The organism is Phormidesmis sp. 146-33, assembly GCF_052939515.1.
This window is the reverse complement of the sequence record NZ_JBJPHU010000030.1, coordinates 31,237-43,976: the sequence shown is the minus strand read 5'-3', so window position 1 is coordinate 43,976 and position 12,740 is coordinate 31,237. Positions and strand designations below refer to the sequence as shown.

Sequence of the window (12,740 nt, the reverse complement as noted above, 5' to 3'; positions counted from 1 at the left end):
GCTCGATCGCTGAGGCTTTACGAAAGGCGATCGTAAGTTCATCAGTTTTATCTAGCATTTGTTAAGCTTTAGGCTATGATGGCGATTGGTTTTGGCGATTAACCAAGTTTGAGGCTTATCAGTTTATAACCTCAACCCTGTTTTGGCCTGCGCCTGTCAAGTGGATTAATACTGAAATCAAAATTCTGAGACTAAAGTATAAATTAACCTAGAAGAAGCCAACAATTTAATTGCAAACTGGGATCGTGCGCTCGTCTTGTGCACGTCATATTACTGAGACTGACGAATAGACTTTGGTCACTAAATTACAACTCCACTACGTTTTATAAAATTTAATTCTTCACCTCAGATGGCTTAAACCTCCCTCAAAACAAAACCTCAATGGAAGATTGGTATAACCTACGCGACCAGAATTCTGATGTATCGATTCGTTCGGCTCCTTTCTTTGAAGGATTGCCAGAAGCAGTGGTCGAAAAGGCAATTTCTCATGTTGTTACGCGGAGTCATCCGGCCAATCAGGTGATCTTGCTCGAAAACGACTGGGGCAGTTCGGTCTATTTTATTTTGAATGGCTGGGTGAAGATTCGCACCTACAACCTGGATGGCAAAGAGGTTACGCTAAACATTTTGGGCAAAGGAGAACTGTTTGGCGAGATGGCTCCGCTAGATGAAGTGCCCCGATCGACGGATGTGATTACGCTGGCTCCGACGACGATCGGCAACATGCCTGCTCAAGATTTTGTGCAACTGCTTAGTTCAGAACCGCAAGCGGGAATCCGGTTAGCTCAACTGATGGCGCGTCGTCTGCGTCAGGTCAATCGTCGTCTGCGGCTGCGCGAGTCTGATAGCACGTCACGAGTGGCTGACATTCTTTTATTTTTGGCAGATGGGCAGGGCAAACGTGGCCCCAATGGCACCGAAATCCCCAATTTGCCGCATCGAGAACTGAGCAGTCTGAGTGGGCTGGCGCGAGAAACGGTAACGAGAGTCTTGAGCAAACTCGAAAAGAAAGGGCTGATTGTGCGCGATCGTGACACACTTTGCATCCCTGATCCCCATGCCCTAGAACGAATGATGATCTAGCGTTTAGCCAAAGACTTACTAGAAACTTAGAGAAGAGGTTGAGTGGTCAAGCAGGCAGCCAGATCGAGTTGAGCGAGTTTTGTGTAAGCGTCATCGATCGTCTGTTTGCCGCGTAAAAACCCCAGACTGGCACCCGGACAGATAAACCGCAGCGTTTCGGGTGTGAACTGATCCAACAACTTTTGCACGTTGCGGATTTGACGTGGCCAATGAAAGGTTTTAGCTGTTCTCAAGGGCGCGGGATGGGCAGAGCGATCGGGCAACAAATGCCGCCCGGTAAACAAGATTCCACCGAATGGACGATAGAGACAAGACGCTCCGGGAGAATGACCGGATGTCCAAATCAGGTGATGAGACGCGACCCCATGCGGGTCACTCGAAGAGATTGTACAGTCCTGGTGAAACGAACTCACCTTCAGATTAGGCAAAAGGTACGCTTCCTGCTCTTGAATCACCACCTCACAGCCCATCTTCTGCTGAATTTCTCGCACTTTTCCCAGTCCGCCTCGATGCGTTATGACCAGCCAGCGCACGCCCATTTTTTGCAGAAACTGCTGATTGGTCTCATCCCAGGCGGGACAGTCCACTAGAATGTTGCCTTCTGGCTCGACGATTAGATAAGCCGTGCCGCCCAAGGTGTCTCGGTTGGGAGGGAATGCAAAAATAGAGTCAGCACCCGGAACATCGTATCCATCCAGAACAAGACGAGGGAGTTTGAGCGTTCCCTTGTGGCTGGTTGAGATAGGCTGAGAGAGTGAGGAGTTTGTCGATCGCTCGGATGGAGTTTGAGTCATTACACGCAGGTAAGCAGAACGAGAGGCGGAGTCATTCAATCTTCGATGATCTTGGCAGATTGAAACCATGACCCGCGAATGCCAATAAAATGTTATGTCTCGGTACTGCTTTTTTTCGCGCTTCAAGCAAGAATCAACGCTGCGATTGCTCCAAGATTCCTCAAAAAGTCTGAGTTTGCGATCGCCCACCCCTGCATCGTCAACCCCAAAATTTAGCGCATGATCTGGCTACTCTTACTCGGACTGATTACCTACTTTATTGTGCAAAGGGTGACTGGCATCACTCGCACTCCCATCTGGGCGCTGTGGTTTGTAGCGATGCTTCCCGCATTCTCGCTGGTCGGGTGGACTTTAGCCTTCCGGGGACAACGGCCCATGCCGCCTGAGTTGGTGATTTTGATGTTTGTGCTGTGTTTGTCGCTCTACCTGTATTTGATTCAGCGCGGACGGATTTCTCCCACTTCGCCGATCGATGCCGTTCCTCAAGGTCAAACGCTGGGCACCGAAACGCCTGCTGATCCCCAAAGTGAGCCGCCCGTCTCACGACCGATCAACAAGGACGAAGAGAGCAGCCTACAAACCTGTTTTCCCTGGTCGGTGTATTACTTACAAAATCTGGAGTATCGTCCCCAGGCGGTGATTTGTCGGGGACAGTTGCGAACGACTCCTGAAGTGGCTTACCAGACGATTCGAGAAAATGTGGAGTCTAAGTTTGGCGATCGCTTCTACGTGGTTTTTCAGGAGGGCCTGAACGATAAGCCATTTTTTGCGCTGGTGCCCAACCCACAAGCCAGTGGAGAAGAAAAGCAAACGCGCAAATCGCTGGCTCGTCCTGGAATTGCGATCGGACTGGCGGTGATGACGCTGTTTACAACGACGCTGGCAGGTTTGCAAATTATTGGCAAAGAGTTGGACACAGATTTGTCTGTTTTGCCTCAAGGGTTGCCCTATGCGATTGCGTTGATGACATTTTTTAGCGTTCGGGCGGCTGGGCATTATCTAACAACTCGTCGCCATCAGATTGCGGCCACGTTGCCTTATTTTATTCCCGTGATTCCTTTGCCGTTGTTGCCTGTGGGCACGGTGGGAGCCTTTATTCAGATTCGATCGCCGATTCCTAGCCGCAAAGCTTTGTTTGATTTTGGTGTGGTGGGGGCGATCGCGGGTTTGGTGATTGCGCTGCCGCTGTTGTTGTGGGGATTGGATCATTCCACTGTTGTAAACTTGCCGCAGCGCCCCGGATTGTTTGACTTTCAGGCGTTAAGTCCTCGGTTTTCTCTATTGCTGGCTGTGTTTAGCAAGCTGGCCTTGGGCGGTGAACTGGTGGCTGAACGAGCAATTCGTCTGCATCCTGTGGCGGTGGCGGGCTGGATTGGGCTGATGTTTACGGCGTTTAATCTGATGCCTGTGGGCCAGTTGGATGGTGGGCGAATGGTTCACGCGATGTTTGGGCAACGGACAGGGGCGGCGATCGGGCAAATTTCTCGCTTGTTGTTGCTGGCGCTGGCGTTTGCTCAACAGATGGCGTCTTCTCAACAGCACTTGCTGGTTTGGGCGATTTTGCTGTTGTTGCTGCCTGTGACGGATGAGCCTGCTTTGAATGATGTGACGGAGTTGAATAATGCTCGTGACGTGATTGGGCTGATCATTCTGGCGATGTTGCTGATGATTGTTTTACCCGCTCCTAAAGTTGTCCTGGCATGGTTAAATCTCTAGAAACACGATGTCGAAACGGTCTCAGCCCAGTCCAGCCTACGTTTTGTATCGCGATCTGCAATCTTTGCTGATCTATCGAGAGATTTTTGGCGATTCTGTGGGGCAGGCGTTTCTAGAAGTGCTGCAAGCGATCGCCCTCTCCGACTCGCTACACATTCTTAAAGCCTATGGCGGCTGGTTTGCAGCGTTGGCAACTCAAAATCGGGGCTGGCAAGATTATCTGCTCGATCGCCTTCTGACCGCTGACAATCCTTTCTCACGTCAGGTTCAAAAAACGGCTTTAGAAGAGTTGCCTGTTGCCTTGATTCAAGCGGTGAAACGGGACTTGCGATCGCTTCAATCCCTCTACGCTTGCAGGGCTGAGAAAATTTGCGACTGGATCACTCAGCAGGTTGATTCTTCGGAAGGGTTGATCCCCTGGGCGGATCAGTTGCCTGCAAACGCAGAAAGTCCTGCTAAAAAAGCGGCTTCGCAGTTGAGAATTCGGTTAGAAGGGCTGACAGATTGGGCCGATGCGCTGGCGGATTTAGCTGATTATTATCGCCAATTTGGAACGGGGATTTTTGCTGAATATCAGGCGTTTCGCTGGCAGGGTGGGCAGCTAGTAACGATCGCTCATCCTGATCCCGTCCAGACTGGGGATTTGTTTGGCTATGAGTCTCAGCGTGAGACACTGCTCAAAAATACAGAATTCTTGTTGTCAGGCAATTCGGCGCTGCATGTCTTGCTGTATGGCAGTCGGGGATCAGGGAAATCTTCGTTAGTCAAGTCACTGCTGCATGAATATGGCGATCGTCATCTGCGGTTGATTGAGGTTGCCAAATCTGAGTTGACAAATTTGCCGATCATCGTGGAGCAGCTTCGCGGTCTGCCTCAAAAGTTCATCATTTTTGTGGATGACCTGTCGTTTGAGGAAGATGAAGACGCTTATAAGGCGCTCAAAGTCGTTCTCGAAGGCAATCTCACCGCTCGTCCGCAGAATGTGGTGGTGTATGCCACTTCCAATCGTCGCCATCTGATTCGTGAATTTTTTGGCGATCGTCCCCGTCCCAGAGATGCTGATGAGGTTCACAATTGGGATACGGTGCAGGAAAAACTCTCTTTTAGCGATCGCTTTGGACTCACTCTAACTTTTGAGCCGCCCGACCAAACCACGTATCTCAAGGTCATCCATCATTTAGCGAGTCAAGCTGGGATCGCCCTCAGTTCAGAGGATTTAGAATTTCGGGCGTTGCAGTGGGCGACTCGTCACAATGGGCGATCGGGCAGAACGGCGCGTCAGTTTGTTGATTTTTTGCGATCCGATTTGAGCGTTTTTGGACAGGCTTAGATGTCATTCACTCATGAGAAAATTGTTCGATTTCAAGACACCGATGCGGCGGGAGTCGTCTACTTTGCTAACGTTCTAACTATCTGCCACGAGGCTTACGAAGCGTCTCTAATGGCGGTTGAAATTAACTTAAAGGAATTTTTTAGCGGCTCCAAAACGGCAGTTCCGATCGTTCACGCTGACGTAGATTTTTTTCGTCCGATGTACTGCGGCGATCACTTGTCGATTCAACTCACGCCTCGCGCAATTAGTGACAGTGAATTTGAGATCTTCTATGAAATTCGCTTAACGAATCAGGAACGATCTACCTGCAAAGCGCACACCCGCCACGTTTGCATTCATTTGGAAAGCCGATCGCGCCACCCGTTACTGTCTGACCTAAATTCCTGGCTAAAGGCTTTTGCGTGACGATCGTTCCAAAACAGGGATAACGCAATGTGCGATTTCTCTAAGTTCCCTTTTCAAGGCTACTTTGCTTCGTTGTTTGGCGCTTCTGCCCCCAACCCCCCAATTCTGGGGGACTTTGAAGCACCGCCTACAAAAACGCGGGATCGTTTGATCCAGAATTCTAAACTAAGGCCTGTAAGAGTGCCTGGAGCTTGAGTTGGACTTCGGTGAGTTCTTTTTCGGGAGTTGAGCCAGCGACGATTCCGGCACCCGCAAAGAGGCGAGCATGACAGCCATTGAGCAAGGCAGACCGAATGCCAACCGCAAATTCTCCATTGCCCTGGCGATCGACCCAGCCGATCGGAGCCGCATACAGCGATCGCTCAAACTGCTCAAAATGACGAATCTGATCACAGGCAAGCGATCGAGGTGCCCCCGCAACGGCAGGCGTAGGATGAAGCTTTGCAACCACATCTAACAAATGCACACTCGACGGAACATTTGCCTGAATTGGAGTGTGTAAATGCTGAATATTGGGAAGCTGTAAAAGTCGAGCCGACGACCTTTTTGAGTTACCCGCAAGGAGCCGCTTTGAATTATCTGCCAGAGGCTGCCGCGCCTTTAATCCCAGTTGTGACAAATGTTGAGTAATCGAATCAATCACAACTTGATGTTCGTGCAGTTCTTTAACACTTGATAACAGATCATTGGCTAATCGGACATCCTCACTAGCCGTTTTGCCACGAGGCGCAGAACCCGCCAGCGCATCCGTTTCTAATTGGCGATCGTGAATGCTCACTAATCGTTCTGGACTTGCACCGATAAATGTCTGCCCTTTGCCGCTGCTGGCTGAAAAAATATAGCAGCTTGAATAGAGTTTTCGTAAATTGTTGAGGGAGGCAATCAGATTAAAAGGAATCGGGGAAGTCACATCCAAAGCATGAGCCAAAACAACTTTGTGAAGATGTTTTTTTTGAATTAAATCAAGAACTGAAGAAACAGAATTTTTGAAATGATTAGTGTGAGAAACGTTTTGTTTTTTAAGTAAGTTTCTGTGACCGATCGCCAGATCAATCGCCTCATGTCTCACCGATCGAATCATATCAAACCGTCGCCAAACCAAGCTTGCCGCAGCGTCTGGGTCAAACTGCTGATCGATCACTAAGTTAGCAACAAGGGTTGAACGATCGCCCTGACGACAGACCTGCCAGCGAGGTAAAAAGATCGAAGCAGACGGGAAAAAATCAGTTTCAGAAATGTCGTCAAAGAATGAAAAATTACAGAAAAAATGTGCCCCAGAAAATGGAGCCTCTAATTCACCAATTTGAGTTGTTTTTGACAGCGTATCTTGAATGAATTCTTTAGCTTGAATAAATCGATTTTTCCCTTTCGTTTCTAACTGAATGGCTGCCCCGATCGCCAACACTGCTTCTTGCTGACCCTTCTCAAAATAGAAATGTCGCTGGTTAGATCGAACAATTGATTGTAAAACTGCAAGCGGATCGATTGGATCAATTTCTAAAGAAATGCTGGCAATTTGTAGCGGAGAATTTCTAAAATTAGCGGGTCGAAACGTACGGAGAAACTGAGCGAGATCTTTCTGATTTTGCAAGCGATCGAGACGGTACGGGATAACAGGCATGAGTACGCAAGTATCGAGGTTTGTTTGAAACAGACATTTTGAAATGACAAAAGCTGGAACCTAGTCCCTTAGCTGATTTTAGTAGACTTTGGGAGATGAAGGACGCGACAACTCCGATCTCTTTGGGTCAGGTCGCCGTCCCACGACCTTTAGGCGAAAGTCATCTGGCGGTACAAACGTGATGCCTCGACGAGACGGCCGCACCGGGCGATTTTCATTAGTCTCAAATTGATAATGAGCCAGAACGGTTGCCAAAATCAGCTTCATCTCAAACAGCGACAACGCCATGCCCACACAGCTTCGACTGCCGCCGCCAAATGGGAAAAATTCATAGGGTGAAAACTTTTGCGTCATAAAGCGATCGGGATTAAATTGCCCCGGTTCTACATAAGTCTCGGCTCGACGATGCGCCAGATAAATGCAAGGAACGAGAATGGTCCCCGGTTCAAACGTGTAACCTTCTAGTTCAGTCGTCTGCTTGACTTTGCGCGGTTGGGAAATGAGGGCGATCGGATACACCCGCAGCGCTTCTTTACAAACGGCAGTCAGGTAAGGCTGTTGAGAAAGGGCGGTCGGATCGAGGCTTTGATTTTGAATTTCTGGCAGCAGGCGATCGAGTGAGTTCTGATTTCGATGAATCCAATAAAACGCCCACGCCAAACCAGAGGCCGTCGTTTCGTGACCGAGCAGCAAGAGCGTCATTAACTGATCGCGCAATTCTTGAGTGTCCATCGATTCGCCCTGGTCGTCACGGGCAGACATCAACACCGAGAGAATGTCCGATCGCTGGCTGAGATTCTGTGTTCGGCGCTCTTCAATTTCGGCGTAGATCAGAGCATCAATTTGCTGTTGTTGATCTAAAAAGCTGCCCCAGGGACTCCAGCGCCCCAAATTTTGTTGAAGCGGCGGAAAGAAAAACTGAGTCGAATAAAGCGGAGACGTAATCGATTCCAACAATTTGCCCAATAGCTGTCTGAGCCGTTGATAGCGGTCACCCGGCACCATGCCAAAGACGACCTGCAAAATCACCTGAAGCGAAATCTGAGACATTTCCTCCCGCATATTCAGCGACTGTCCGGGCTGCCATTGTTGCATCTGTTCGCTGGCTAGATCGCAGATCAGTTGACCTTGACGATAAAGCTGTTCTCGATGCAAAGCAGGCATTAACAACTGGCGCGATCGCAAGTGACGCTGACCTTCCTGCATAATCAACGAGCGATCGCCCACCAACGGCCGAAACACATGAGTCACTTTGCCCAACTCCAGCGAGTCTGCCAGCGTCGTAAAAATCGCCTGAATCGCATCCGGATGACTAAAAAACACCACAGGCGGCGAATTTACGCCCAACACTCTCAAGGTAAAGGTGTCGCCATACTTCTGAGCGCAGGCTTCGAGAAAATTGATCGGTTGAGCGACGATCGATAAGGTTTGGAGCAGGGAGGGCGATCGCGATCCATCAGGCAGTTTCATCAGACTTGCTTGTGTAGACACTTCTCGCTCTAGTTTAGAAGGCAGAGCCAGCAGAAGTCATAAATGGACAGGCATAGTGTGACACATCTCACCACAGTAAATACTGAGACATCGGTATAATTTTTGTGTCCCTTCAACCTAACCTGACACCCAACTGAGATTTCGCCTCTACCCAGTCCAAATAGGAATTAAAGGTTTTTATGGCAAAGCAAGATGCTGTTTTGAGAGAAGTATCCGTCAGTCTGCCGTTTGGCATTGGCTCTGCCAGATGGGAAGCTGACCCGACCGAGCAAAATGCGGCATGGTCACTGTACGTGGAGTTGGTGACTCGGATCGCGGTGCAATCTTTAGGATCAGAGCAGGGCTTGCTGCGGGAGGCGCTCAACTCGCTGTATACCTTATTTGGTACAACGAGAGAGATACTGAAATTAGCAGGGCCGAAAGTAGGTGCATCACGGCATTCGGTGGGAGGAATCGCGATCGCGGTTTTGAACGATGGCTTGCGTCCATTTATGACCCGTTGGCACCCAGCGCTAGAGGAATGGGAAGTGCAGCGCCCCGACAACATGAGCAAAAGAGTGCATGAGCAGCATTGGTCGGAAGTCGTCCAGATGCGTCAGGAGTTAACGCGATTGCGGAATGATTTGGAGCAATATGCGATTGCATTAGCCAAGATCGCGGGCGTTGAACAGTAACCCAGGGGTGATTGAATAATGGAACAGAATCCATCCAAATTCGATGTTTTCCTATGTCACAATAGCAAGGACAAACCAGAAATAAGAGAAATTAGAGATCGCCTAAAGCAAGTTGGGCTAAATCCTTGGTTAGACGAGGAAGAGCTTCTTGCAGGTGGACGTTGGCTAGAGTTGCTACAAGAGGAGATTGTAAAAGTTCATTCAGCGGCGATCTTTTTTGGAAGTCATGGTATTGGTCGTGTTCAAAAGCAGGAAATAGAAATTCTTTCAAATGCAGCTATGGAGAGAGATTTTCCACTCATCCCAGTGTTTCTCACCAATAGCGTGATGGATAGGTCAGAACTCAGCCCTATTTTGAAACTACGGGGATGGGTGGATTTTCGTGAGCCTGATCCAATTAAAAAGCTTTTTTCGGGAATTAAAGAAAAATCAGTTAGTGTTTATCTTCAAGAGCTTGGTACAAAGAGGAAACTACTAGAGCAGCGGCTTCGAGAAGTTGAAATAGAGATTGAAAAGGTAACGCACTCGTTGAGTAGAGACATTGACCCAAGTTTAAATGCAGTTTTAGAGTGGCTGAAAGGAAGAGAGGATCTAGCAAAAAAATATGGAAATCTAGTTTTAAGAAACAATCTAGACCTGAAGAAGGAACTGAAGAAAAGAAATGAGATTGAGCCATTTTATGTAGAGATTGACAGTTGCTTAGAATTGATTTTCTATGCTCTTCTAGAAAATGATGAATCTCTTCTACATGAACCAGGAACACCAATGCTAATGGACGATGAAAACTACCAATTCTCAATTTCTGAAATACATGGTGTGTACAAGAGCGTTTTTGACACTCTGAAACGAGACATACCTAACTTTGAGACCTCTGTAAGACTCAAACTAGAATCCTATATCGATCAGTTAGTTAATAGGTTTCTAGTTGACATCTAAAAGAGCGTTTAGACTGGTGCAAGGCTAAAGTTATCTCAGTAGTTATACTAGAAATCGTAGAAGTCATATTTTTGTCACACTAATCATAAAACCCAGCACTGTAGGTCATTAGCTGATTTATAAGAATATTTAAACCTCAGTCTTCATAATCCTTGAGCTTTATCTTTAACTCAATTTTTATAAGTCGGTTGAGGTATTTTGTAACAGTTTCCTCATCTACTGTTAAACGAGCAATTTCCATGCGTAGTCGCTTTTTCTCAGCGAGAAGTTCACGTAGTGACATAACAAGTTCATGGTATCAATTACACTTCATATTTACCGAACAACTAGTGAATACCCGGACGAACCTGAATCAACCATATGAACTTCAAGCAAGAAACCTTCAAAATCAAGACTCAATAAGAAAATATGAGTTTATCCTGATTGACTTGTATTATTTTGTAAGTGATCGATTTGCTTTTCTGTTTCTCTAATCTGCTCTTTCACTTGCTGTCTTTCCACAAGCAGATTCTTGAGTTTTTCGGAAAGTTCGTTCTTTGAATTTGCCTGTGAGCTACTGTTTTCTGGCATGATCTGAATGTCATAGTACATTTTTACTATACGAGCAATTTTCCCAATCATCAGGATGTTTTTCAAGAAGAAACTGAGGTAGCATTGTGGCTGCAAGGCTTATTTGCTTAGTGCCAATCATTTTCTGGAATAGCTCAGAGAAGACTCATAACGGGTCAAATTCCGGGAATGCTTGGCACCGCCAATCAAGAAATGCAACCAGAAATTGCAGTAAGGATCTAGTATGTGTCTCGTTAAAAGCTGCTCTGTAGTAATTCACGTTCAGACATCTGGACTCATGCAAAACCTGCAAAAATTTGATGATTTTTCCCCTGATCTCAATGAAAATCAGATAATTATTCATCATGAAGCGATAGAAAATTTTGCTGGAGCCATTGGGCTGAGATTCTGATAAGTCTTACAATTGACTCGTCCCCCTGAGTAGTCGATCGCACAAGAGGTCATGGCTAAACTGGAGGCAGCGATGGCAGGACTACAGAGAATTCTGCAAGAATTGGGTGAAGCAATCCGTTTATAGGAATGGAGTTGAAATCATGCACAGCATCATACTAAAATCTCATATCGGTAGCGATGGTCTCTTAAAGGTTCATTTACCTGACATGAGAGATACAGATGTTGAGGTTGTCATTGTCTATCAAACTAGACTGTCTAAAGAGGTTAGTTCTCAGTCTTTAGAACAGTTTTATGGCTGCATCCAGGATGACTCGTTTTTTAGACATCCCCAATCCGAACAGCCTGAACGCGAAAGCCTGGAATGAGATATCTTCTCGATACCAACGTCTGCATCATTTATCTGAAAGGCAGAAACCTGAACTTAAAGCAGAGGCTGGAGGCAGTCCCGGTTCAAGAAATTACTGTATGTTCGATCGTCAAAGCAGAACTTTGTTTTGGAGCCATGAAAAGTGCTGATCCAGAACGCAATTTTGCTCTACAACAGACTTTCTTGGAACGGTTTGTCTCACTTCCATTTGATGATTTTGCCGCTATGACGTTTGGAGTCATCCGAGCACAGCTAGAAACTAGAGGAATGCCCATTGGTGCATACGATTTGCAAATTGCAGCCATCGCGCTTGCTAACAATCTAACCTTGTATCACATAACACGCGAGAGTTTAGGCGTGTAGATGGGTTGCAGATTGAGGATTGGGAAGTTAAGACGTGAGTAACCAAACCATAAGGATAGTTACCCCTCGCCTGGGTCATTAAACATCTGGCTTGGGCAAAACTCGCAAAAATTTGATGATTTGTCCGGTGATTTCGATGCAGATCAGATACTTGTCTAGCGTGAAGCGATAAAAAATTTCGCTAGAGCCAACAGGCTGAAATTCGCACAAGTCTTGTAGTTGACCCATCTGAAAAAACTCGCCAAACACAAACTGCTGAATTCGAGGAAAGGCAGAAGATTCAAGACTTTTGAGATCGATCAAGAAGGTACGATCGTAGCGGACTTCGAGCCTCGCCGGAAGCATCAAACCACCTATTGAGCTTGGCTTTATCGTGTTCATCGCGATCGGTGCGGTTAAACAGCATTCCAAGACTATGTTCAAACTGTGCTTAACTTGCCGTCAAGAAGCGATAATAGATAAGAGACTATTTTCATTGTCAGAGTATGGTTAGCCATGACTGAATTACTTGAACGTGCGATCGCCAGGCTAAAAGCTTTACCTACAAGAGAGCAAGATGCGATCGCATCAATGATTCTGGAAGAACTTGAAGACGATCTGCGCTGGGATGAAGCATTCTCCCGCTCTCCAGATACACTTGCCGAACTCGCTGCTACAGCAATGGACGAGTATCACGCAGGCAAGACTCAAGAACTCGACCCAGAGACACTGTGAATTCACGCACCACAATCCAGTTCCGTAAACTATTTGCTGATTTATCTGAGCAAGTTCAACAGCAGACACGCGCGGCATATCTCCAGTTCAAGGAAGACCCAAGCCACCCAAGCCTGCGTTTCAAGAAAGTACATCCAGATTTGCCAATTTACTCTGCTCGGATTAGTAGAAATTACCGGGCAGTTGGTCAGTTAGATGGAGACACGGTGATCTGGTTTTGGGTTGGTTCACATGCGGAGTATGACAAGTTTCTGGGGCAGGTGTAGCAACACAGGGTAAT

General features: G+C 47.1%; 16 protein-coding genes. 10 read left to right on the top strand and 6 right to left on the bottom strand.

What is annotated here, in order from left to right; translation table 11 throughout:
* The first annotated feature begins 381 nt into the window (after window positions 1-381).
* Complete coding sequence (locus ACJ2PR_RS14275) at window positions 382-1,083, top strand: Crp/Fnr family transcriptional regulator (protein WP_446867106.1); 702 nt, start codon at window positions 382-384, stop codon at window positions 1,081-1,083.
* Between the two features lie 26 nt (window positions 1,084-1,109).
* On the opposite strand, the gene ACJ2PR_RS14270 is transcribed toward ACJ2PR_RS14275, so the two are convergent.
* Window positions 1,110-1,877: an MBL fold metallo-hydrolase gene (locus ACJ2PR_RS14270; RefSeq protein WP_446877490.1), complete on the bottom strand. Its 768-nt coding sequence runs from the start codon at window positions 1,875-1,877 to the stop codon at window positions 1,110-1,112.
* Between the two features lie 219 nt (window positions 1,878-2,096).
* Here ACJ2PR_RS14270 and ACJ2PR_RS14265 point away from each other — a divergent pair, with 219 nt between their 5' ends.
* Genes ACJ2PR_RS14265 through ACJ2PR_RS14255 form a run of 3 tightly spaced genes read left to right on the top strand, consistent with a single transcriptional unit; the run spans window position 2,097 to window position 5,331 of the window.
* A complete protein-coding gene (locus ACJ2PR_RS14265) occupies window positions 2,097-3,593 on the top strand; it encodes a site-2 protease family protein (RefSeq protein WP_446877489.1) in 1,497 nt (498 codons plus the stop codon).
* A 7-nt stretch (window positions 3,594-3,600) separates the two neighbouring features.
* On the top strand, window positions 3,601-4,923 hold the full coding sequence (locus ACJ2PR_RS14260) for an ATP-binding protein (RefSeq protein ID WP_446877488.1): 1,323 nt from the start codon (window positions 3,601-3,603) through the stop codon (window positions 4,921-4,923).
* Window positions 4,924-5,331, top strand: a complete 408-nt coding sequence (locus ACJ2PR_RS14255) for an acyl-CoA thioesterase (RefSeq protein WP_446877487.1) — start codon at window positions 4,924-4,926, stop codon at window positions 5,329-5,331.
* 160 nt (window positions 5,332-5,491) lie between these two features.
* Here the strand turns inward: ACJ2PR_RS14255 and ACJ2PR_RS14250 are convergent, their stop codons facing one another.
* Window positions 5,492-6,952, bottom strand: a complete 1,461-nt coding sequence (locus ACJ2PR_RS14250; RefSeq protein WP_446877486.1) for an isochorismate synthase — start codon at window positions 6,950-6,952, stop codon at window positions 5,492-5,494.
* Window positions 6,953-7,030: 78 nt separating this feature from the next.
* Window positions 7,031-8,443 carry a cytochrome P450 gene (locus ACJ2PR_RS14245; RefSeq protein WP_446877485.1) on the bottom strand — a complete coding sequence of 471 codons (1,413 nt, stop codon included), beginning with the start codon at window positions 8,441-8,443 and terminating at the stop codon, window positions 7,031-7,033.
* Window positions 8,444-8,622: 179 nt separating this feature from the next.
* Between ACJ2PR_RS14245 and ACJ2PR_RS14240 the strand changes: the two genes are divergently transcribed.
* Both ACJ2PR_RS14240 and ACJ2PR_RS14235 read left to right on the top strand, forming a co-directional pair.
* Window positions 8,623-9,117: a hypothetical protein gene (locus ACJ2PR_RS14240; protein ID WP_446877484.1), complete on the top strand. Its 495-nt coding sequence runs from the start codon at window positions 8,623-8,625 to the stop codon at window positions 9,115-9,117.
* 18 nt (window positions 9,118-9,135) lie between these two features.
* Complete coding sequence (locus ACJ2PR_RS14235; protein WP_446877483.1) at window positions 9,136-10,053, top strand: toll/interleukin-1 receptor domain-containing protein; 918 nt, start codon at window positions 9,136-9,138, stop codon at window positions 10,051-10,053.
* 136 nt (window positions 10,054-10,189) lie between these two features.
* Here ACJ2PR_RS14235 and ACJ2PR_RS14230 read toward each other — a convergent pair whose 3' ends face one another.
* Window positions 10,190-10,336, bottom strand: a complete 147-nt coding sequence (locus ACJ2PR_RS14230; protein ID WP_446877482.1) for a hypothetical protein — start codon at window positions 10,334-10,336, stop codon at window positions 10,190-10,192.
* A 131-nt stretch (window positions 10,337-10,467) separates the two neighbouring features.
* Window positions 10,468-10,674 carry a hypothetical protein gene (locus ACJ2PR_RS14225; protein WP_446877481.1) on the bottom strand — a complete coding sequence of 69 codons (207 nt, stop codon included), beginning with the start codon at window positions 10,672-10,674 and terminating at the stop codon, window positions 10,468-10,470.
* A 482-nt stretch (window positions 10,675-11,156) separates the two neighbouring features.
* Between ACJ2PR_RS14225 and ACJ2PR_RS14220 the strand changes: the two genes are divergently transcribed.
* Together ACJ2PR_RS14220 and ACJ2PR_RS14215 are read left to right on the top strand one after the other, a co-directional pair.
* A complete protein-coding gene (locus ACJ2PR_RS14220; RefSeq protein WP_446877480.1) occupies window positions 11,157-11,381 on the top strand; it encodes a hypothetical protein in 225 nt (74 codons plus the stop codon).
* Window positions 11,378-11,746 (top strand): PIN domain-containing protein, encoded by a 369-nt coding sequence (locus ACJ2PR_RS14215; RefSeq protein ID WP_446877479.1) that lies wholly within the window; start codon window positions 11,378-11,380, stop codon window positions 11,744-11,746. The genes ACJ2PR_RS14220 and ACJ2PR_RS14215 overlap by 4 nt, the downstream gene beginning before the upstream one ends.
* 78 nt (window positions 11,747-11,824) lie before the next feature.
* Here the strand turns inward: ACJ2PR_RS14215 and ACJ2PR_RS14210 are convergent, their stop codons facing one another.
* A complete protein-coding gene (locus ACJ2PR_RS14210; RefSeq protein ID WP_446877478.1) occupies window positions 11,825-12,091 on the bottom strand; it encodes a cytotoxic translational repressor of toxin-antitoxin stability system in 267 nt (88 codons plus the stop codon).
* 150 nt (window positions 12,092-12,241) lie between these two features.
* Here ACJ2PR_RS14210 and ACJ2PR_RS14205 point away from each other — a divergent pair, with 150 nt between their 5' ends.
* On the top strand, window positions 12,242-12,460 hold the full coding sequence (locus ACJ2PR_RS14205; RefSeq protein ID WP_446867090.1) for a hypothetical protein: 219 nt from the start codon (window positions 12,242-12,244) through the stop codon (window positions 12,458-12,460).
* Window positions 12,457-12,726, top strand: coding sequence for a ParE family toxin-like protein (locus ACJ2PR_RS14200; protein ID WP_446867088.1), 270 nt, complete (start codon window positions 12,457-12,459; stop codon window positions 12,724-12,726). Before ACJ2PR_RS14205 ends, ACJ2PR_RS14200 begins: the two co-directional genes overlap by 4 nt.
* Window positions 12,727-12,740 lie beyond the last annotated feature (14 nt).

Coding starts and splice junctions, on each gene's coding strand:
- ACJ2PR_RS14225 (WP_446877481.1), bottom strand. CDS start 10,674: ATGATTGGGAAAATTGCTCGTATAGTAAAAATGTACTATGACATTCAG.
- ACJ2PR_RS14220 (WP_446877480.1), top strand. CDS start 11,157: ATGCACAGCATCATACTAAAATCTCATATCGGTAGCGATGGTCTCTTA.
- ACJ2PR_RS14250 (WP_446877486.1), bottom strand. CDS start 6,952: ATGCCTGTTATCCCGTACCGTCTCGATCGCTTGCAAAATCAGAAAGAT.
- ACJ2PR_RS14215 (WP_446877479.1), top strand. CDS start 11,378: ATGAGATATCTTCTCGATACCAACGTCTGCATCATTTATCTGAAAGGC.
- ACJ2PR_RS14275 (WP_446867106.1), top strand. CDS start 382: ATGGAAGATTGGTATAACCTACGCGACCAGAATTCTGATGTATCGATT.
- ACJ2PR_RS14270 (WP_446877490.1), bottom strand. CDS start 1,877: ATGACTCAAACTCCATCCGAGCGATCGACAAACTCCTCACTCTCTCAG.
- ACJ2PR_RS14255 (WP_446877487.1), top strand. CDS start 4,924: ATGTCATTCACTCATGAGAAAATTGTTCGATTTCAAGACACCGATGCG.
- ACJ2PR_RS14240 (WP_446877484.1), top strand. CDS start 8,623: ATGGCAAAGCAAGATGCTGTTTTGAGAGAAGTATCCGTCAGTCTGCCG.
- ACJ2PR_RS14265 (WP_446877489.1), top strand. CDS start 2,097: ATGATCTGGCTACTCTTACTCGGACTGATTACCTACTTTATTGTGCAA.
- ACJ2PR_RS14260 (WP_446877488.1), top strand. CDS start 3,601: ATGTCGAAACGGTCTCAGCCCAGTCCAGCCTACGTTTTGTATCGCGAT.
- ACJ2PR_RS14210 (WP_446877478.1), bottom strand. CDS start 12,091: ATGCTTCCGGCGAGGCTCGAAGTCCGCTACGATCGTACCTTCTTGATC.
- ACJ2PR_RS14235 (WP_446877483.1), top strand. CDS start 9,136: ATGGAACAGAATCCATCCAAATTCGATGTTTTCCTATGTCACAATAGC.
- ACJ2PR_RS14205 (WP_446867090.1), top strand. CDS start 12,242: ATGACTGAATTACTTGAACGTGCGATCGCCAGGCTAAAAGCTTTACCT.
- ACJ2PR_RS14230 (WP_446877482.1), bottom strand. CDS start 10,336: ATGTCACTACGTGAACTTCTCGCTGAGAAAAAGCGACTACGCATGGAA.